The organism is Candidatus Trichorickettsia mobilis (assembly GCF_963422225.1).
Classification (GTDB): Bacteria; Pseudomonadota; Alphaproteobacteria; order Rickettsiales; family Rickettsiaceae; genus Trichorickettsia; species Trichorickettsia mobilis_B.
Genome location: NZ_OY728607.1, coordinates 747,874 through 767,908, shown reverse-complemented (window position 1 = coordinate 767,908; position 20,035 = coordinate 747,874). Strand labels below are relative to the sequence as shown.

Genomic DNA, 20,035 nt, shown 5'->3' with positions numbered 1-20,035 from the left:
TATTATTGGCTTCACTACTCACGTCTAGCACCAAATTCTACTGAATTGAACATAACTTGCCTCGACGCTGCAAGGCGTCATCAGAGAGGCCATCGGTGAATCCATCCAGGAGAAATCAGCTTGAGTAAGGAGCAAGGAGAGCGTACTTTATTAAGACTAGATCAAATCTGTTGAGTAAGATAATAAGCGAGAACGTTCAACAAATCATACGTGTCAAGTTAAGGAAAAAGAGACGACACGAACTGTCATTGGTCATTGCGAGACCACGATAGTGCTACCAAGTTCTGGTAGCAAGGCATCAACACCTTCATCAATTGCATGAGTCTTTGCAGACTGCCTAGTGATCTAATGAAGTTTTTTACCTTTTTAGCATCTGCCTCGGTGCACCGGCAAAACCAGATTTAGTTAAGCTGGTTAATACTAACATTTCATAACTACCAGTGCCTTCCAATACTATCATGCTTTGTACTTTTTTATGTAAATTACTGATAAATTTGTTGATTCCTTCAACGTTATTAGCAAAAAAAAAAGTAGCTTTTTGTTGATGAATTGCCACCACAAAATCATTTTTGCTGATGTCAATTCCAATAAAATTATGATACAATCCTGATATGAGTACCTCGTAATAGACTATTTATTTTAGATTGTAAACGGGTACAAAACCCTATTGCTTCCTGGTGGCCTACGCTCGTAGCCCCCAATGTCTTATCAACATTCGGGGCTCCTTTTCCTCTCGCGTCTATTATTATATCATATTTTTATCTTACAATTGCAATTGCTTTGATTTTTAACAAAATTTTGCAATAACGACTTTTCTGAAAACTGTGGACACTCACTCATACGTAATACAATTATGTCAGAATGATGTGCGAGTTGTTCATTCACTCAAATTATACAGTCCCAGTCCCAACAGGACAGCATTAACATTTAGCTCTGATTCTGGGGTAGATAAAGACGACACTAATATAGGTAACAAGCTGAAATCATCTGTATTAGTTTGTCTTAAATCCTGTAATACATCCTCATACCCAGCGATGCTACCACTAATAACCAATGTTCCAGCTAATGCCTCCACGTTTATTTTGTTTAATTTAGCTAAATATGGGTGGATATATTGATCTGCAATTTCATTATCTGTTACTTGAGATACATGACTACTAGCATGATCTGGTACGAAATTTTGCCAAATATTATCATTTATTAGGTTCTTTACATAATTAAAGTCAGAGAATAATTGTCGATTAGCATTAGTAATTATTGAGCATAGCATTACTTTGCCTCTAATATCTAGTGTTTGCATTATCTCTCTAGCTCCTTCGTAGTTCTCTAAAGATAAGAAATCCGCTATACGCAGAGCATTAACAAATTGATCGCCTCGATTAATTTTATCAGGTTTAACACATGGATCATAAATCCAAGATTTTTCAATAGGAGAAGCTTCAAGTGGATTCATTATCCCAGGGCAGCCGATAACAAATGATTGTTTATCTGCTGTTTCTGCTACACCAAACCTTTGAGCAGCAGCAGAAACGTTAAATTCGTCTTTAACAATCTCTTGCTGATTCATATTTGTTTTAAAAAATTGTGAGAGAGTTTTTGACATATATTCCTCCTTATATGATAATGTAAATCAATTAGTATCATAGTATAAATAAATTTGCAATAATTAAACTATAGGTTAAAGCATATTTATTTGGCGATTGACTTAATGATATAAACCAAAAAATAAGGGAGTAGTGCAAATTAAGAAAAATAATTTACTGGATTGCTTCGATTTTTAACAAAATCTCGCAATGACTTTTCTGAAAACCGTGAACAACGCTTACGAAGGAACCATCACTGCAAGAAATTTGCCTAGCAAACTCCTCGCAGTGATGGCTTGATTAAGTTTAGGTATTTTTTATCTATAAAATCTTTGTCATTTTTCTACCAGAACTCACTAAAAATAATCTCTATAAAATTCAGTGCTTTGTTTAGCACTGAGAGTATTCTTCAGGAAGCTGTTCTACAATGCCAAGTAAACCTTCTAAAATATTATCTACTACTAGCTCTGGGGCTTTTGAATGACATATTTTATCTGCTATTTCTTCATAAAAACTTTTAGGAGCAATTTTGGGTAGTAGTTTACATGTTACACTACCAGACTCGATTAATGCTTTGACTATATCTTCTTGTGAAATCTGTTTTTGCTCCTCCAATTGCTTCTGTTTCTTCTCTTGTTGTTGTAGCATCAAGAGCTCTATTTTGTTAGGCTGCTGCGGGTCTTTTTTGATTTCACTTTTTGGCAGCATATCAATTAGATTGGGTAGCTCAATCTGATTATCGTGTTTAGGCAAATATTTTCCAAAATATCGATCAGCAATTTGACCATCTGTTATTTGAGAAGCATGGCTATAACTAACATGTCCAATATCAATATTTGTATTAATATTGAAAAATATGACTTCTTTTGCAACCTCAGAAAATAATTGATTATTTAAAGGATTAGTAACGATATTTAATAGCATTACTTTACCGCGAACATCTAATTGGTTCATCGAATTTAGGGCTTGCTCAATTTTATTTTCAGATAATAAAGTTGATGTAATTAAAGCGTTAACAAATTTAGAAGCTCGTTCTGCTTTATCAGCCTTAACTCCTGAATAAGGAGAAAGCCAAGATTTGTCAATACCAGGAGTGTCACCTAATGGATCCATCACCCCTGGGCATTTGGCAAGAAATTCACCTGCTGTTTCTGGTACATGAAACTTTGCTGCAGCTGCAGAAACGTCAAAATTGTTAACAATGACACCATTTTTATATTAGACCTCTTTCGAAACTGGACTAAATATGTTATAAAGTCGAATTTACTTAATTTAGAACTATATGAGATATAAAAATTTAAGCATTTTATCGGAAGAGCATTTTAGAAGATTAACAGGGGTAAGAAATAGTACATTTGAAAAGATGGTAGGGATTTTAAAGACAGAGAAACAAATAAATAGGAGGTACCAAGGTGGCAGAAGAGCTAGTCTTAGTATGGAAGACAGCCTATTAATGACACTTGAATATTTAAGGGAATACCGTACCTATTTTCATATAGCTAAGAATTATGGAGTTAGCGAAAGCAGTGCATTTAAAACAATTCGTTTTGTTGAAGACACTCTAATAAAACATCCGGATTTTGCTCTTCCAGGTAAGAAGGCTCTAGTTAAAAGCGGTATGGAGTATGAATTAGTTTTAATAGATGCTACAGAAAGCCCTATAGAGCGACCCCAAAAAAACAGAAATACTATTACTCAGGTAAAAAGAAAAGACATACGTTAAAGACTCAAATAGTAGTAGATAAGAAAAGCAAACGAGTCATATGCACTTCTTTTTCCAATGGTAAGCGTCATGATTTTAAATTATTTAAAGAATCAAGAACCCATATACTGCCTGAGGTTAAAGTGATTACTGATACTGGTTATCAAGGCTTACAGAAGATTCATACAAATTCTGAGCTACCAAAGAAAAAGAGTAAAAAGAATGCTTTAACTAAAGAAGATAAGAAAAATAATAGAAGTTTAGCAAGTGACAGAGTATTAAATGAAAATGTTATCGGTGATAAATTATGTTAAAGCGTTTTAAAATAATTGCATCGAAATAGACGCAAAAGATTTGGTCTTAGGTTCAATTTAATTGCTGGTTTATATAATTGGGAGCTTGGTAAATGAGTTTCGAAAGAGGTCTATTGATTTTGCTTAAATTGATTTTCAAAATTCTTGAAAAATTGTTTCATATAAAACTCCTTAATGTTTAAGTGGGAATTGTAATGTATCATTAATTTTTATATACGGCAAGAGTGCAAGGAAGCGGTTATTCAACAATTGACTTAATTACATAAACTAAAAAATAAAATAGGGGAGTAGTGCAAATTGAAAAAAATAGTTTGAATGTATAGCTGTTAATAATTAATGGGATCATTTGCTCAAATGGTATGGAATTACTAAAAATAGTGATAAAGACAATTACTATAGTCGTATCTATCAGTAAAGATACTGCAGTACTAAGATTCCTGACCCAAAGAAATTTATGATGAGTGATTCTTCTTATCCATAAATAAAGTCTGATGTCAAGAAGTTGAGCGGTATAATTTGCAAGCAGTGAGCCGGCTAAAGAAATACCATAGACCCCGAAGACATCATTAAAGGTTTGGTCGTCAATTTTAGACCAGTTGGTTGCTTCAAGATTGTTCATTATGGTAATGATCAGTGCAATGCTTAGGCTCATTAATATAGCTAGTCGTACGCAGAATTTTGCTTTCTGTTTACCAAAAAATTCAGTGATCAAGTTAGTGATTAAAAATGTTAAAGGATAAAAAATTGCTCCTACTGATAGCTCAAAAGTATAAAAAGATAGGGGCAAATAAACAAATTTTTGGTAGATTAAATTTCCAGTTACCACTAACACTGCAAAGAATGTACATAAAATTATATAGCATTTCTCGGCAGCATTCATCTGGTATTTTCCGGTTGATAGCTATTATGGATGTTTGAGGTTTTGCTTGCCGATTTAAGCTGATATTGATAAAGAGATATTGCTACATAAGATAATATCGCAAAAGCAGCTACGTATATTACCGGGAATAGATACCATCCAAATGATTTCATAAACATCAAGCAAATATAATTAGCGGTACCAGACATTAACATTCCACCAATAGCATGTCCTAGACTAATGCTGCGGTAACGTTCATTGACCGGAAAGCCTTTAATAATAATGCCATGAGCTAATGCATTAAAAGGAGCGATAAAAGTAGCAAGTAATAAACAAGCCGCTAAAGCTAGATTGAGCATGCTATATGTAATTGCAATACTGAGTAACATGCAAGCAATAATAGTAGCACATACACTAATTTTGATTACAATCATTGCACCGAAGCGATCTGCGCATAAACCAGCAATAGGCATTGAGACTCCTAAACATATTACTAATAACACGGAAAAAGTACTGATAATAAGGTTGGTTTGAGCTAATACAATCGGCAAATACTGCTTCATAAACACAATAGAAACTTGATAGGTAACGCCAAATCCTCCGGCAATTAAAATCACTATTAATAAGGTTTGCCACTGATATTGACATAAATTAGTTATGCTGCGCAATGGAGTTTGTAATTTTCTGGCCTCCTGAAAATCCGGAGTTTCTGTAAGTTGTCTACGGTAATATAAAGTAATTAGCGCTAAAGGTAAGCTTAATAAAAAAGGTATACGCCATCCCCATTCCGGAAAAATATGGGCATTAAAAAAATTGGTGGCTCCAATACCAAGTAATAATCCAATAACTCCGGTAGTTCTAGTAATTGCTGAGGCGGTATAGTGATATTTGGCTCCTAAATGTTCAATTACGTAAATTGCCGCTCCATCATATTCTCCGGCCATAAAAATACCTTGTATAAATCGACAGAGAACTAAAATAACGGTGCTCCAGATGCCAAAAGTAGAATATTCAGGCAATAATCCGATTAAAACAGTTGGTACTACCATTCCGATTATAGTGAGATTTAAAGCAACTTTTCGACCAAGATAATCTCCTATACGGCCAAAAACTAATGCCCCCAGAGGTTTAGCCAGATAAGCTACAGCATACACAGCAAAAGTATTAGCTAAACTAGTCAAGAGATCAGTGTTTGGAAAGAATTTTGCAGCTATAACACTAGCGGAAAAACCATACAGGCTGTAATCATAATATTCAACGATGGTACCAAGTAAAGCACCAATAATCTTGTTTTTTGAAGTGGTGCTCATATAATGTCGAATGATGCTAATTGAATAACTTTGCTTTGTTTTATCTTTTCTGTGATAAATATTGCATGTAGAGTTTGTAAAGCAGTCTCAAAATGATCATTGGTGATCACATAATCATAATATTTGGCACATTTAATTTCTTCAATTGCTGCTTGCAATCTTCGTTCTATTATCTCTGCGGTATCTTGAGCTCTTTGTTGTAGGCGCTGTTTTAAAATATCCATAGATGGCGGTAAAATAAAAATTGATATTGTATTTTTTGGCAAAAGCTGTTTTATCGCATGAGTGCCTTGCCAGTCGATATCAAATAATATATCGATACCATTAGTTAGTGCTGTTGCTATTGGCTGTTTCAGTGTACCATAATAATGGTCATAAATTTTGGCATGTTCTAGTAACAAATTCTGGTCAATTAGTTGCTGAAATTCTGCTTTAGTTTTAAAATAATAATGAGTGCCATTAACCTCACCTGGTCTTGGTGGGCGTGTGGTGGTAGATATTGATAATTGTAGCTGAGGATTAAGTTTTAATAAAGCTCTAGTCAGGCTGGATTTACCGCCACCTGAAGGTGAGGAAATAATAAAGATTAAACCTTGCTGTAAACTGGATGACATATTATCTAAAGCCTAATCTTTACTTTAAGTTAAGACAAAAATCTATTAGGTATAACTAGACACGAATAATAAATGACTATTGCAAAAAAAACAATCATAATTACTGGTGCTTCAAGTGGTTTAGGTGCTGCACTGGCAATAGAATACGCTAATATAAATGTTAGACTTTTCTTGTTTGGTAGATCAGAAAAAAAATTATTGAATGTAGAATTGCATTGTAAGGCTCGTCATGCTGAAGTAAGGATAGTTATTATGGATGTGCAGAATCAACAATTGATGCATGATTCCATTACTCGAATTTGTCAAGAACACAAAATAGATATTATCATTGCTTGTGCTGGAGTATCAGCTGGAACTTTAGTAGGGTCAGAAACATCAACCCAAGTTAATAAAATCTTTAACACTAATTTGCATGGTAGTTTACATACGATTATACCAGCATTACCGTTTATGATTAAAAATAAATCAGGTAATATAGTGATTATCAGTTCAATGGCAGGACTTATCGGTTTATCTAGTGCGCCTTCTTATTCTGCTAGTAAAGCTGCGGTAAAAATTTTTGGAGATGCATTACGGGGGTATCTACAACAGTTCAAGGTAAAAGTTAGTGTAGTAATACCAGGATATATTGATACCCCAATGACTGAAGTTAATGACTTTCCAATGCCATTTAAAATTTCAGCAACAAAGGCGGCAAGAATTATTATTCAAGGAGTACAGAAAGACAAGGCAGTGATAGCTTTTCCTTTAATCATCTATATTTTATTAAAACTAGTAAACTTACTACCAACTTGCTTCATTGATTATATTAACTCAAAATTACCAGGTAAACCTGCTTTTGATGAATAGCTTTGTTTACATATTCTAAGATTTTCCTATCTTTTGACCTCTTTATCATTAGATTGTGCCTTGTTATTGACTACTGCCTTTGGGGATATATTACAGTGATGATCTGCGCATGCACTATGCGATTTAATGAATTTATCCATGTTAGCATTGATTTTTTGCTGATCTTGCGTCAATTGTTCTTTTAAAGCCATCCTATCCATTGTGGTACTTTTTTGCTCATTAGCACTTTTAGAGCTGAATTCTGGAGCCTCCTGAGTTCGAGTAATCGGCTTATCTTTCTGTGTTGTGCTTTCTATTGTAGCTTCATTTTCTTTTCTAACTTCGCTAGTTAAACCTGAATGCTTACTTGCATCAATGTCATTATTGGGATTATATTTACTGGTTGGATCGAATGCATCTTTAATAGCATGTAAACTTTTGGAAAGTAAGCTTTCTGCTTTTTTTACCGCTGGGGTCTCTGAATTTATTTGATTTTGTTCAATCGCAAATTGATTGCATATCTCCTCTTTGGTAAACTTATGAAAATTGTCGTCGCGTAGAGTTGCAACCATAGCTTTATTATCAATCTGCAATTGACGAGTTTGTTCTCTTAATTCTTGTAAATTATCATAACCAACATTATCTCTTTTACGTTCAGAATTAATCGCTTCTCTTAATTCTGCTTGTAGATCTGGAGAATTTGCTATTTTTTCTTTAATTGTTGTAGCCAATCCCTTAAGGTCATCACCTATTCCTACTAGATCTGCTGCACCAGTAGTAACATTATAAGCCGCGCTCTCTCCAACTTCCAAATTTTTACCAACACGAGCTATCTTACTCGGATCCATGGCTAATCCAGCTATGTCAAAACCTGTGTTAATTATATTAGTCAATTTTTCAGCAATATCTAGCTTAGTATTAAACTGATGTTGCTCCTTGGTGCTTAATTTATCATTATTATCTGGTGTATATAGATCTTTTTCTACTGCTTTTAATTTAGGAGCTAGCTCTAATGTTTTTTGCTTAACACATAAGGCAGTTGCGTAATCAATGAGTGCATCATTCTCTTTATCTAAACTACGGCTTGTACTTGCTTTGACAGCATCTATAGCAGTCTTGGTCACCTTAAATGTTAAAGCAGCAGCTCCCATGGCTATAAGAGCTGCTCCTCCTGTAGCCACGGTGCCCACTAGCGCTGCTATTCCCATGCCTACGGAATATGCATTACTTGTTACTGCTGTATAAACTGCGCTAGCTGCTTTTTTTACTCCGTCAAAGACTTTTTGGTACCATTGTTTAGGTGTATCCTCTTTAGCAACAGTTTCTTCTTTTTTTGGCGATATTTCTTTTTCTTCCAAGGTCTTCTTTGGTGATGGGATCGCAAAATCATCTTTTGTTTGCCGAATGATTTCAGCTCTATTTGCTGCTTTTTCTTCTTCTGTTGTCTTCATGTTTTAACTATATAACTTAAGAATCTAAGTATATATTAGGTCATTATGATTTAATAAAAATATCTCTCTTAAAAACATCATAAATTACTAGGAAGCGTCTCTTATTTTGATGTATATACGATGAGGGCTTTACTACATGAATCGGATTCTGGGATAAATCAAGTTTTTGAATAAATAAAAAAGCGCTGAAAATAGTTAAGGTTAAAGAGTTAAAATGACCATTTTTTAAGATGAGTATGCCTGGCAAACTTCAAGATCTTTATCGCCATAAATTTGCATAAGCTAAATATAGAAATCAATTCACGTGAGTATGACCAGTCATTAAAGAATCGAGGATAGCTTAAATCGATAAAATAGAGACTTTAGTATGGAATAAGCTATATTAAACTAAAATTATATATTAAAGGTATGTTTAAACATTTTATAGAGCAGATAAGGATAATGATTAGTTGGATAATTCGTATAAATGCTCTTTACCCTATTGTCTTTACCTTATTTGGAGTAGGATTTGATTTTATGAATTTTGTGTATGCTGATATATTATCAAGCCTATGTTTTACTGTGGCGGCTATCCTGTTAACCATTAAATACGCAAGAGATTACAAAGCCAATAAGTTATTAAATTCTCAACAGATAAATGATCCTGCTAATGAGAAAGATTATTTAGTATTAGAAAAAGATGAGGCTGAGGATATTAAATATAACTTTGATGCAGCTATTCGTGAGATATTCGAAGAGAATGATGATCTCTCTCTAGGTGAATTTGTCGAACATTTTGTTAATTGTGCTGCTCCGGAATCTACGTTTACATATGATGCAGTCATAAAAAAAATCACTCATAGTTGTAATTATTTACTTACTATGGAAGGAGTAGAGGTTATGCCATTAAGTGCTGAAAGACATGCTGAGTTAATATTTGTAGGAAAAGAAGATAGCGAGATCTATATTAATAAAGAAGGCTTCCGTAAGTGGGTAGAGGAGAAGAAGATAAGGCTTCCTGAAAAATGGAGGGTATAATTCTATACAAATTTTATAAAGATATTGACAATTTATAGTGAAAGATCTATAATATATGTTAATATTAATTAACGAAATAAGTAGGTATAGTTTATGAGAATATATGGTAATAAAGAGAATCCAGTTAGTGCAAACAAAGCGGTTACACAGGATCAACAAAGCGGTTTGAAAAAAAAGTCTATTCTTCCAGAAGATAAAGTAACAATAAGTGCCATTAAGAAAGAATCAAAAATATTAAACGAAATTTTTGCACAATATTATGATTATACATTACGGGTTAACGCCGCAAAACAATTTAATGGTAACAATACTCAGTCAATTGATAAACAAGAACAAGCTTCTATTCCTTCAATTAATTTACAAGATAATAAACCAGTAGAGGAGGTTAAATCAAAAATTAGGAATGATAAGGGGCAAAGTATGCTTGACATCGCTAGAAGCACTCTTGAAAAACCATTTAAAGTGAATTTGACAGGCATTATAGCACAAGCAAATACGGCTACGGGGGTGCCTAACGTTGATATAAAAGAAGCGATGGAGATGTTAAGCAAGTCATTGAGTTGTTTGATTGAGAAAATGAAATAAACAATAGTGCAATTATCATCAAAATATGGAGTTACAGTTAAAATATCCAGAATTACATGTCAAACTCAGGTGCGGTTTTAAAGCTGTGGTTCTCAATGCTAAGTTGATCAATTTGATGAAAGTATTGAAGATAATAATAGACCTTTCTTGAATAGGTTGTATTCGTATGATAATCTCTGCTAAAATAGTAAGTTATCGCGAGATTTTGGATAATTATGAAATCTATTACTGTGGTTGGCATAGAGAAAGAAGTTGAAGCTTATAGAGAAAGTTATCAGGCAACTTTCTTCGGCTTTAATTGTGATATCATATTGGAGATATCTAATGATGAACAATTATACTATGTAATTTTTCGTGCTGGAGAATGTATTCAGCAGGAACCACCATTTTTTTTATCAGAAGCAAATCATATCTTAGTTGTTTATGCAAGGGGTAATATTTATCGTTTTGATATAATTGACAGAAAATGTATGGCTATTGATTGCTACGGTGATGTTTTATTTAGTAATAATCAAAATTACTATAATATATCACCTTACTTTTCTGCTGCAACATTAACTGGTTTATATGTTATGGCTGTTATTGACAGCGAAGGAATAGCAGTCATTACATGTAGTAATGTATTATGGAAAAGAAAATTTGATTGGGAATATCCTAATTATGTTCAAATTCTAAGCATATCAAAGTCATTAATTATTATTGAATATTATCTACCATACGAAGGTAGTAAATTAATCGCGTTAGACACAATGACAGGTCAGTTCTGTTCAAATAGTGCATAAATTGGTGAGCGTTGTGAGTTTAAAATCGGATACCACGAGAGTGTTCAATGAACTGTGTCAAATCGTCTGAGCTGAGCCGAAGGCGAAGCAATCCAGAAAAAACTCGGCGTGTCAATAAATTGACTGGATTGCTTTGACCACTAACGTGGTCTTAGCTCAGACGAACCTTACTTTAATTGACACAGTTCATTGAACACCCTCGATACCACAAACAAAAAAATATATTCCTATTTTACTTTAGGAAAATTTATATCGAATTCAATAAGCTAAGTGTCATAAGCCCTATAAAACAGCCTTTGTCACTACTTATAGCTTCCCAGTTGAAATTATGGGAAGAGCGGAGGGCTCACAGCATAGATTACTACGTGAGAGCACAGCCAGGCTTGCAAAATTAACGTATCATAAATTCAACTGGCTTTGCTATATATCAAAGAGAGCATGTCTTAATTTGTGGGGATATAAGCTCGTGATGATGCCTTGTATGTGCTTACTAACGTTTAAACTTAAAAACCGTAAACGCTCACAGAGGTATAATATAAATAAGATATCTGGATGGTAGCGAGAGAGGGAATTGAACCCCCGACACGCGGATTATGATTCCGCTGCTCTAACCAACTGAGCTACCTCGCCATAAAATATTAAATATAGCTCTCTATAGCTCTCTCACTAAGCCTTGTGAACAATTTCTCTCTAATGGTCTTTATCTTGTGTTGTTTTCGTCCTCGAATCTGAAATAAACCAAGAATACGTTACGGAACTGCGTTCTGTCTCTCCTTCAAATCCTCTCTCATGCATTTATGAGAGAAGCCTAATAAACAATCGCTCAAACCTTATTAACGTTTTGAGAACTGAGTACTCTTACGAGCCTTGTGCCTACCATATTTTTTACGCTCGACAACTCTTGAATCTCTAGTTAAGAACCCGCCATTACGTAACATCTGATGCAACTCTGGAATAAATTCATTTAGAGCCCGTGCCATACCGTGCACTATTGCTCCTGCCTGTCCTGAACAACCACCACCTTTTACTGTACAAGTAATATTATATTGACCAAGTATCTTGGTCACGGCTAATGGTTGCATAATAGTTTTTACATGAGCCTCACGCGGAAAATATTGATCCAATGATTTCTTATTTACTATAATAGCTCCCGTACCATGACTTACCCATACTCTGGCAATAGCATTTTTCCTTCTACCAGTCCCATAAGCTTGTTTACTTTTACCTTGCTCTTGTTTTGTAGTCGTACTATTTTTAGTGTTTATCGTCATATGAATTTATTTCTTGTTTTTATTATTTTGATGGGCAAAATCATATATTTCAGGTTGCTGCGCTTGATGCGGATGACTCTCGCCTGGATATACATATAGATTGCTAACTTGTTTAGAGCCCAAAACGTTTCTGGTTATCATTCTTTTTACAGCGAGTTTTATAACACGTTCTGGGTATTTTCCAACTAACATTTTGCCTGCTGTAGTAGTTTTGATACCACCTGGGAACCCTGTATGCCGATGATAAAACTTTCCGTCCTTAAGATCAGACTTTTTACCAGTTAAATGTACTTGAGCAGCATTCACTATGATTATATAATCACCGCAATCCATATGCGGAGTAAAGCTAGGCTTATGTTTACCACGTAACATCTTTGATACTTCAGCTGCTAATCTTCCAAGAACCACATCTTTCGCATCTATGACCCACCATTTTTTATTAATTTCTGATGGCTTTGCAGAATAAGTTTTCACGTTAAATACTCTATATTTTTAATTTAGACTTTAAGCTTCTCTCACAAACTCAAGCGTGGGAGCGGATTTGAGGGAGACACGGAACCTCGACCCGCAACGCACTTTAGGTTTGTTTCAGATTTGAGTGCCGCACCTTCGTGCAAATCATCCACAAGAACGTAGAGTTTGTGAGAGAGGTCTTTAAGTATCCATGAGAAATAAATACATTATCCCGCTATAATATGTCAAGAATAATATTAGACCTCCTCACTATATTCTAGTGAATTAGTAGTTTCAGTTTTTGATTTACCAACAAATTTAAATTTTAAATCACCGCTCTTAGTTGCGGTAATCGATACACTGCCACCATGCTGTAATTTACCAAACAAAATTTCATCAGCGATTGGCTGTTTTAAAGTATTATCAATTATTCGATCTAAAATACGTGCACCATTTTCTTGTGCCAAACAATTATTTGCTAAATATTTAGTCACCGATTGATTAACTGAAATTTGCACATTACGTTCAATTAACTGAGTAGCTAGCTCTTTTAGATTCTTTTCTATAACCATATTAATGATTTTATCATCTAAAGGATTAAATATGATAATACTATCCAAACGATTACGAAGCTCAGGAGTAAACACTGCATTAATAGCGTCTAAGCTTGCATTATGCTTCTTAATATAATCATTGCTACCAAAGCCCATAGGAGTCTTTGTTGAAGCTTCAGAACCCAGATTAGTAGTTAATATAATAATGGTGTGAGTAAAATTAACTTCCTTACCAGTATTATCAGTTATCGTTCCTTCATCCATAATTTGCAGTAATAAATTGAGAATTTCCGGGTGAGCTTTTTCGATCTCATCAAATAACACTACCGAATATTGATATTTATCTACTTCCTCAGTTAACTGCCCACCTTGGTCAAAACCAGTATATCCAGGCGGGCTACCTAATAACCTAGACATTGAATGTTTTTCAGAAAATTCTGACATGTCTAACTGAATAAGTTCCATATTGCAAAATTTAGCCAACTGTTTGGCTAACTCGGTTTTGCCTACACCAGTAGTACCAGCAAAAAGGTAACAACCGGTTGGACGCGTATTCTTTTTTAAACCGGCTCGTGATAATTTAATACTTGCAACCAGTTTAGCGACTGCTTCATCCTGTCCAAAGATATAATTTTTAAATTTCCTTCTAAGTCTCTTAAACCGACAATATCGCTTGCACTAACTGAAAGATTAGGAATATTAGCAATAGTTGATACTAACTCTTCAACATCTTTGACCGTGACAATAGGAATGCTATCTGGCATATTTTTGATATTCTTTCTTGCTCCAGCTTCATCCATCAAATCTATTGCTTTATCTGGTAGATGTCTGTCATTAATATATCTTACGGATAATATTACGGCAGCAGTCAAAGCAGCATCATCATACTTAACCTTATGGTGCTGCTCATAGTACCCTTTAAGACCTTGTAAAATATTAATTGTAGTTTGTTCATCAGGCTCATCTACAATAATTTTTTGGAAACGTCGTACAAGCGCCATATCTTTTTCAAAATAATTGTGATATTCACGAAAAGTAGTAGAACCGATACAACGTAATTCGCCTTTAGCAAACGCAGGCTTCAACAAATTACTAGCATCTAAAGCACCAGAAGTAGTCGAGCCAGCTCCTATTATTGTATGTATTTCATCAATAAATAGGATGATTTCTGGTCTGGCTTTAAGCTCAGTAAATATTTTCTTTATTCTTTCTTCAAAATCTCCACGATACTTTGTTCCAGCTACAACACTGCCTATGTCTAAAGAATAAACTATAGATTTTTTTAGTACGTCAGGCACATCTCCTTTCTCTATCCTGAGTGCTAACCCCTCAGCAATTGCTGTTTTTCCTACTCCAGGTTCGCCTACCAACAAAGCATTGTTTTTACGACGACGACACAATATTTCTATAGTTCTTTGGATTTCATTTTGTCTACCGACTAAACAATCTATATTACCATCACGTGCCTTGACATTTAGGTTAACACAATAATTATCCAATTCTATCTGTTGAGATGTTGATTTTGGCATTTGCGTTTTATTTTTTATAATACTATCATGAGTGCACTTATTTTTTTCAACCTTAGCTTTATTATCATCTAATAAAGTTGAATAAGGCTCTGACTGAGATTGTCGCAATTCTTTTTTGCCACTGTTTTTTGCTAGATAACTCAATACATGCTGTCTGGTTATATTGCTTTCTCGCAAACAATGAACAGCATATGCTTCCTGTTCTAAAAAAAACTCGGCAAGCATATAAGCTCCACTAACACGCGCCAGCCCATTAGCCTGACCATGAATTGCTGCTCGTTGAATAATACGCTGAAACCCGGCGGTTGGCTTTACCTCTTCCAGATTATCGCGGTTCACTAATTCTGCTAAATCCTGCTGTAGATACCGGCGTAGTTTGTTTGCAACAATATCAGCATCCATTTTATAATATTTAAATACTTTTTGCGTATCATTATCATCAAGCAATGCTAACAGCAAATGTTCATATGTCGCATATTCATGATGATATTCATTAGCTATTGCTAAAGCCTTATTTAAGATAATTTCAATGTTTTTAGAGATCATAAATTACAAAATACTCCATAACTAAATAATTGGCCTGAAAATACAGATTTTTGTAATAAATATCTTATCCTTTTGCATATATATTATCAATTGATATTGGTGTGAATTATTGTAACTCTGAACATTCAAGAGTCTTTAGTCTCAACTAAGCATAATAGGATCTAATAATTAATTGATATTGAATCAAGAATTTGGTAATATTATGATGGGATTTGATATTATTTTGTTCGTGTAGGTAGATTTAATGAAATAGTTTTGCTATATTTAATATATCAACGATTTATATAGTGTGATATATTAACAACAATTATATTATACAACTATCTACAGACCTCTTGCATAACTTAAAAATGGTTGAGGAATTTTTAGGAAAAATGCAGATGAGGATCGCATGAGAACCGGAGCCAAATTTTGACAACAAAATTAACAACCAGAATAAGTTATACAGGAGGAGCTAAGTGATAAAAAGTTTCTACCTACCAATAGTAGCATTACTCTGCTTTCTTGTATATACAATATACAGTCAAGACCTAAAAGCTAAAGATATTAGAGAATATAAAAGAAAAATTGTTATCTATGGCAGGGAAGAATGCTCGTTCTGCATTGAAGCCAAAAAACTACTTGATAATAAAGATATACCTTACATCGATATAGATATCACTTGGGATAAAGAACAATACGCAAAATTATGTAGCCAAACGGGGCAATCAACGGTACCATTTATTTTTATTAACGAAGTTTTTATAGGTGGCTACCAAGAACTTGCTAATCTCAACAACACTAATCAACTCATTAAATTACTAAATCAGTTCTAGGCTCTTACGCGGGAATTTTAATAGGCTTATTTTGTACATTTTACCTGCAAAATTCCCGTTATTTTTCGGCTAAAACCTACTGAAAATAATCTCTATAAAATTTCTGTGCGGGGAAGTGCCCAGTAATTTGCAAAAACATTGACTTAAATCACTTAAGAATTGCACTATGATGCAAGATTGCAGCAATGCAATTTAAATCGTATGGATAAATAATCTATTAAAATATCAAACATAACAGTTCCAGTTGCTATCAATGCCCTATCTGTTATATCATCACCCATAGTCAGGCAGCGCTAAGTATTTAATCCCTGATTATAACAAAAATCCATGTCAATAAATTAAACAGGAGTAATCTATGAATAAAGGAGAACTGATTAGCCTTATGGCGGAGCTTTCAGGTAACTCAAAAGCAGATGCAGAAAGAGCTCTAAATAGCGTAACAGATAGTGTTATAATGGCTCTGGGTAAAGGACATGATATTAATTTAGTAGGGTTTGGTTCTTTTCAAGTGCAAAGTAGACAAGCAAGAGAAGGACGTAATCCTAAGACAGGTGAGAAAATGCATATTGCGGCCTATAAACAACCAGTATTTAAAGCTGGAAAGAAGATGAAAGATGCTTGCAACTAATTTATTGTAAGTAGTTTATAGTTATATTTTAAATATTGTGTTAATTATTTTATAGTATAGGAATTTCAAAAATTTTACCAAAAATATTTTTTTGAAAATTTTAAAATTTTCTTTAAAAATTTGGTTGTTAAATTGTGATATTAGAAATTATTGACACTTGTATAAAAATCTTCTCTTAAAATCTATCTCAAAATAGGCCAATTTTTTAAAATTATATTAACGTGGCGTGAAGCAACGGTTCACCATATGAATATCACCGAGGCGTTCACAATAATTCATTGATCTTCACTAATAACAAGGGTGGAGATAAACCGTAATAAACCTGTCTCAGGCTCATAAATTGATTACAGTTTGGACAAGATAACGGATCTTTTTTAAAGTTTAACCAAATCATTAATCTCCAGTTCAATGACTTGATTTTCTTAGGTATAATTTGGTTTATCGCCTTATATACAATAGGTAGTTGTATTCCTCTAGTTCTGTTAGATAAAAAGCCGTAGTACCTTATTATTCGAAAATAACGATCGGGTATGTGCATAATCAGGCTAGATATAAACTGCAGTACAGGCATTGTGACGTGATCAATCGTGTTATTGTAGTGGTCAAGAAATCTAAACGTTACTTGCAGTCCATCATATTCCTCTATTCTTGCCTCAGAAATAGGAGGTCGTTTTATATATCGCCCTAAATAGTTTATGTTGCGTTTATGATCGTCTGATGGTTTTTGCAAATAAACATACCAACTGATTTCATATAGGCCGATCATCCAGTTGTTAAAATCGCCATCATTTTGATATTTCGACGGTAATTTCAAATTACTTGAGGCGTATTCTGAGCGAAATAACTCAAGAATTCTATGTCTCCACATTTTTTTAATAGGCTCGGCAGGGAAAAATAATTTACGCCAATTACCCTTGCTATCTATACCGCCGCAAGTAACCGATAAATGGATATGAACATTACGTTTTAAATCTCTACCGAAGGTGTGCAGGGCAGTAAATATAGCGACTACAATCTTTTTCTTTGTTGCTATTTCCTTAATAATTCCGGCGGCAACAGCAGAAATTAATCCAAACAGATTGCGATTAAGCCAAAATATTGGCCATAATGAGTCGGGCATTGTAAATGTAATGTGCTGCCAACGTGTCTTTGGTAGAACATTGGTAGCTTTACTTATCCATTGATCTGTTTGCTTCTTACCGCAACGAGAACAAAATCTACCTTTACAACTAAATACTACTGATTTACCGTGATCACATGTAGGGCAGCTATAACTCTTAAATCCTAAATATTTCGTTCCGCACAATATAACTTTAGTAACGTTAAAGATAATACCATACCTCAGCTCGCTATATTTTTCAGTGAAATCGACGCCAATTACCCCGATCAAGAAAAATATGTTTTATAGAGATTCCTTTACCGATTATTTCCATCTTTTACTCTGATTATTTGTAATGACTTGCATATTACCTTTGATAACAGAAGTTGGCAAGAGATGTAAAAAGCTAAGCTGCCACCGATAGGTGGCTTATCTTGTCTTTTTAATGTCACACCTGTATCCTACGAGTTAGGTAGATTAAAGTTTTATTGACGCCGAATTTGCTCGGAGTGTAATATCCTCGAAGGATTTCAACAATTGGATTGGATTTTGAGGTGTGAGTGTGCGCAAAATTAATTTGTTTCGCACACGAAACACTGATAAAATCAAAAAACAATTGTAAAAGCAGAAGAGTATAAGTCTTACACACGAGCCGGCGTATACTTACTAATAATTAAGATACAATAACTTAAGATCTTGAATTACGGACAACGTAAAACTAATTTTAACCAAGTAATGCTCCTCCTTTCCATATGCTACATCCTTAAGAATATTAGACAGCTTTTTTTAAAAAACTTGAAAAAACATAGATACAATACATTTGCATAAGCTGAAGATATCATCCCGGACAGATGAGTCATCCCGAAACAAGTTTTGATGCATCTTATGATAGTTAAGAATTCTCAGATAATATGCAGATGCGGATCGCATGCAACCAGAGCCAAGTTTTGACATCAAAATGAACAATCAGAATAAGTTATGCAAGAGGCCTAATGAACAATAACTATATCCCACAAATAGTAGTGGCAATCTCAGGAGCCTCAGGCGCAATTTATGGTATAAAAACGCTTGAGTACTTAAAATGTCATAATATACAAAGTCATTTAATTATCTCAAAATCTGCCTATCTAACAATTACTCAAGAAACTACCTACTCAATTAAACAAGTAAAAAGTTTGGCAACTTATGTTTATAACTACACAGATATAGGTTCTAAAATAGCTAGTGGCTCTTTTCAAACTATGGGCATGATAATTGCTCCATGTAGTATGAAAACTTTAGCTTCAATTGCTAGTAGTTACGAAGATAATTTGATTAGCCGTACAGCAGGTGTAACTTTAAAAGAAAGACGTAGATTAGTTTTAATGACTAGAGAGACCCCCTTACATATTGGACATTTACAAAATATGCTACAAGCATCACAATATGGTGCCATCATTGCTCCACCTGTGCCTGCTTTTTACAATTCCCCAGAAAATATCAATGATCTTATAAATCATTCGGTAGCCAGAGTCCTAGACTTATTTAATATTGACACTCCTACTATAAAACGATGGGACGGCATGAATTTGTCGTATAAATCAGATTTAGAATAGACTTTCTTGTAGCGATTCTTCTACAATTTACCAAAATTACTTGCAGTAGATTAGAAATGAGCATTGAAATCTTACAAAATTTTAGGTTGTTAGTTGACGGTACTATGGCTTGAATATATATTTTATATTAGAACCTCTCTCACAATTTCTACATTTTACGGATAAGCGGATCTGCTTCCATCCCCAACACCACTTCTCTCAGATAGGTATAGATTTATATGTTAATTAACGGACAAGCTGCAGAAACAACTCAAACTGAGATGTTAAATCAATTATCATCTTTAAAATCTAGCTTTTCTGAGTATTTAAGCGCCAAGCCATATTATACTCCCCCTCAAGAAGTCGGTAATTTGTACAACAAGGGTTACGAATTCTTAAGCAAAGGACAAACACAACAAGCCTTACAGCAATTTCAAGAGGTTGAAAAGGTTACCCCTAAGATCACCCTAATAATCAATTCTTAGCAGATGTATATCGTAATATCGGTACAACTCAGGTTA

20 protein-coding genes, 1 tRNA gene and 1 pseudogene are annotated in these 20,035 nt (G+C 34.1%); 9 read left to right on the top strand and 13 right to left on the bottom strand.

What is annotated here, in order from left to right:
• Positions 1-358: 358 nt before the first annotated feature.
• The 3 genes from R2I74_RS03615 to R2I74_RS03605 form a co-directional block, all read right to left on the bottom strand.
• Entirely contained in the window at positions 359-604 is a 246-nt protein-coding gene (locus R2I74_RS03615; protein WP_316354023.1) for an IS110 family transposase, read from the bottom strand.
• Positions 605-877: 273 nt separating this feature from the next.
• Positions 878-1,603, bottom strand: coding sequence for a hypothetical protein (locus R2I74_RS03610; protein ID WP_316354021.1), 726 nt, complete (start codon positions 1,601-1,603; stop codon positions 878-880).
• Between the two features lie 370 nt (positions 1,604-1,973).
• Entirely contained in the window at positions 1,974-2,696 is a 723-nt protein-coding gene (locus R2I74_RS03605) for a hypothetical protein (RefSeq protein ID WP_316354020.1), read from the bottom strand.
• A gap of 169 nt (positions 2,697-2,865) precedes the next feature.
• On the opposite strand from R2I74_RS03605, the pseudogene R2I74_RS03600 reads away from it, so the two are divergent.
• Positions 2,866-3,695: pseudogene (locus R2I74_RS03600) on the top strand (IS5 family transposase).
• A 142-nt stretch (positions 3,696-3,837) separates the two neighbouring features.
• Here R2I74_RS03600 and R2I74_RS03595 read toward each other — a convergent pair.
• Genes R2I74_RS03595 through gmk form a run of 3 tightly spaced genes read right to left on the bottom strand, consistent with a single transcriptional unit; the run spans position 3,838 to position 6,382 of the window.
• Positions 3,838-4,479 carry a queuosine precursor transporter gene (locus R2I74_RS03595; protein ID WP_316354018.1) on the bottom strand — a complete coding sequence of 214 codons (642 nt, stop codon included), beginning with the start codon at positions 4,477-4,479 and terminating at the stop codon, positions 3,838-3,840.
• Positions 4,476-5,768, bottom strand: coding sequence for an MFS transporter (locus R2I74_RS03590; protein ID WP_316354015.1), 1,293 nt, complete (start codon positions 5,766-5,768; stop codon positions 4,476-4,478). The genes R2I74_RS03595 and R2I74_RS03590 overlap by 4 nt, the downstream gene beginning before the upstream one ends.
• Positions 5,765-6,382 (bottom strand): guanylate kinase, encoded by a 618-nt coding sequence (gene gmk, locus R2I74_RS03585; protein ID WP_316354013.1) that lies wholly within the window; start codon positions 6,380-6,382, stop codon positions 5,765-5,767. Before gmk ends, R2I74_RS03590 begins: the two co-directional genes overlap by 4 nt.
• A 72-nt stretch (positions 6,383-6,454) precedes the next feature.
• Here gmk and R2I74_RS03580 point away from each other — a divergent pair, with 72 nt between their 5' ends.
• A complete protein-coding gene (locus R2I74_RS03580) occupies positions 6,455-7,231 on the top strand; it encodes an SDR family NAD(P)-dependent oxidoreductase (protein ID WP_316354012.1) in 777 nt (258 codons plus the stop codon).
• Positions 7,232-7,257: 26 nt separating this feature from the next.
• On the opposite strand, the gene R2I74_RS03575 is transcribed toward R2I74_RS03580, so the two are convergent.
• Complete coding sequence (locus R2I74_RS03575) at positions 7,258-8,661, bottom strand: hypothetical protein (RefSeq protein WP_316354011.1); 1,404 nt, start codon at positions 8,659-8,661, stop codon at positions 7,258-7,260.
• Between the two features lie 408 nt (positions 8,662-9,069).
• Between R2I74_RS03575 and R2I74_RS03570 the strand changes: the two genes are divergently transcribed.
• The 3 genes from R2I74_RS03570 to R2I74_RS03560 all read left to right on the top strand — a co-directional run bounded on the left by R2I74_RS03570 (position 9,070) and on the right by R2I74_RS03560 (position 11,045).
• A complete protein-coding gene (locus tag R2I74_RS03570) occupies positions 9,070-9,678 on the top strand; it encodes a hypothetical protein (protein ID WP_316354010.1) in 609 nt (202 codons plus the stop codon).
• Positions 9,679-9,771: 93 nt separating this feature from the next.
• Positions 9,772-10,263 (top strand): hypothetical protein, encoded by a 492-nt coding sequence (locus tag R2I74_RS03565; protein ID WP_316354009.1) that lies wholly within the window; start codon positions 9,772-9,774, stop codon positions 10,261-10,263.
• Between the two features lie 215 nt (positions 10,264-10,478).
• On the top strand, positions 10,479-11,045 hold the full coding sequence (locus R2I74_RS03560) for a hypothetical protein (RefSeq protein ID WP_316354008.1): 567 nt from the start codon (positions 10,479-10,481) through the stop codon (positions 11,043-11,045).
• A gap of 553 nt (positions 11,046-11,598) precedes the next feature.
• Here the strand turns inward: R2I74_RS03560 and R2I74_RS03555 are convergent.
• The 5 genes from R2I74_RS03555 to R2I74_RS03535 form a co-directional block, all read right to left on the bottom strand.
• Positions 11,599-11,675: transfer RNA gene (locus R2I74_RS03555), tRNA-Met, on the bottom strand.
• 203 nt (positions 11,676-11,878) lie between these two features.
• Positions 11,879-12,316 (bottom strand): 30S ribosomal protein S9, encoded by a 438-nt coding sequence (rpsI, locus tag R2I74_RS03550; protein ID WP_316354006.1) that lies wholly within the window; start codon positions 12,314-12,316, stop codon positions 11,879-11,881.
• A gap of 6 nt (positions 12,317-12,322) precedes the next feature.
• Entirely contained in the window at positions 12,323-12,790 is a 468-nt protein-coding gene (rplM, locus tag R2I74_RS03545; protein WP_316354004.1) for a 50S ribosomal protein L13, read from the bottom strand.
• Between the two features lie 236 nt (positions 12,791-13,026).
• A complete protein-coding gene (locus R2I74_RS03540) occupies positions 13,027-13,908 on the bottom strand; it encodes an AAA family ATPase (RefSeq protein ID WP_316355269.1) in 882 nt (293 codons plus the stop codon).
• On the bottom strand, positions 13,884-15,398 hold the full coding sequence (locus tag R2I74_RS03535) for an AAA family ATPase (RefSeq protein ID WP_316354003.1): 1,515 nt from the start codon (positions 15,396-15,398) through the stop codon (positions 13,884-13,886). Before R2I74_RS03535 ends, R2I74_RS03540 begins: the two co-directional genes overlap by 25 nt.
• 458 nt (positions 15,399-15,856) lie before the next feature.
• Between R2I74_RS03535 and R2I74_RS03530 the strand changes: the two genes are divergently transcribed.
• Together R2I74_RS03530 and R2I74_RS03525 are read left to right on the top strand one after the other, a co-directional pair.
• Complete coding sequence (locus tag R2I74_RS03530) at positions 15,857-16,213, top strand: glutaredoxin family protein (RefSeq protein ID WP_316354002.1); 357 nt, start codon at positions 15,857-15,859, stop codon at positions 16,211-16,213.
• A 355-nt stretch (positions 16,214-16,568) separates the two neighbouring features.
• Positions 16,569-16,841 (top strand): HU family DNA-binding protein, encoded by a 273-nt coding sequence (locus R2I74_RS03525; RefSeq protein WP_316354001.1) that lies wholly within the window; start codon positions 16,569-16,571, stop codon positions 16,839-16,841.
• 265 nt (positions 16,842-17,106) lie between these two features.
• Here R2I74_RS03525 and R2I74_RS03520 read toward each other — a convergent pair whose 3' ends face one another.
• Positions 17,107-18,231, bottom strand: coding sequence for an IS91 family transposase (locus R2I74_RS03520; protein WP_316352999.1), 1,125 nt, complete (start codon positions 18,229-18,231; stop codon positions 17,107-17,109).
• 701 nt (positions 18,232-18,932) lie between these two features.
• Here R2I74_RS03520 and R2I74_RS03515 point away from each other — a divergent pair.
• Together R2I74_RS03515 and R2I74_RS03510 are read left to right on the top strand one after the other, a co-directional pair.
• Complete coding sequence (locus R2I74_RS03515; RefSeq protein WP_316354000.1) at positions 18,933-19,535, top strand: UbiX family flavin prenyltransferase; 603 nt, start codon at positions 18,933-18,935, stop codon at positions 19,533-19,535.
• Between the two features lie 218 nt (positions 19,536-19,753).
• Positions 19,754-19,999, top strand: a complete 246-nt coding sequence (locus R2I74_RS03510; protein WP_316353998.1) for a hypothetical protein — start codon at positions 19,754-19,756, stop codon at positions 19,997-19,999.
• Positions 20,000-20,035 lie beyond the last annotated feature (36 nt).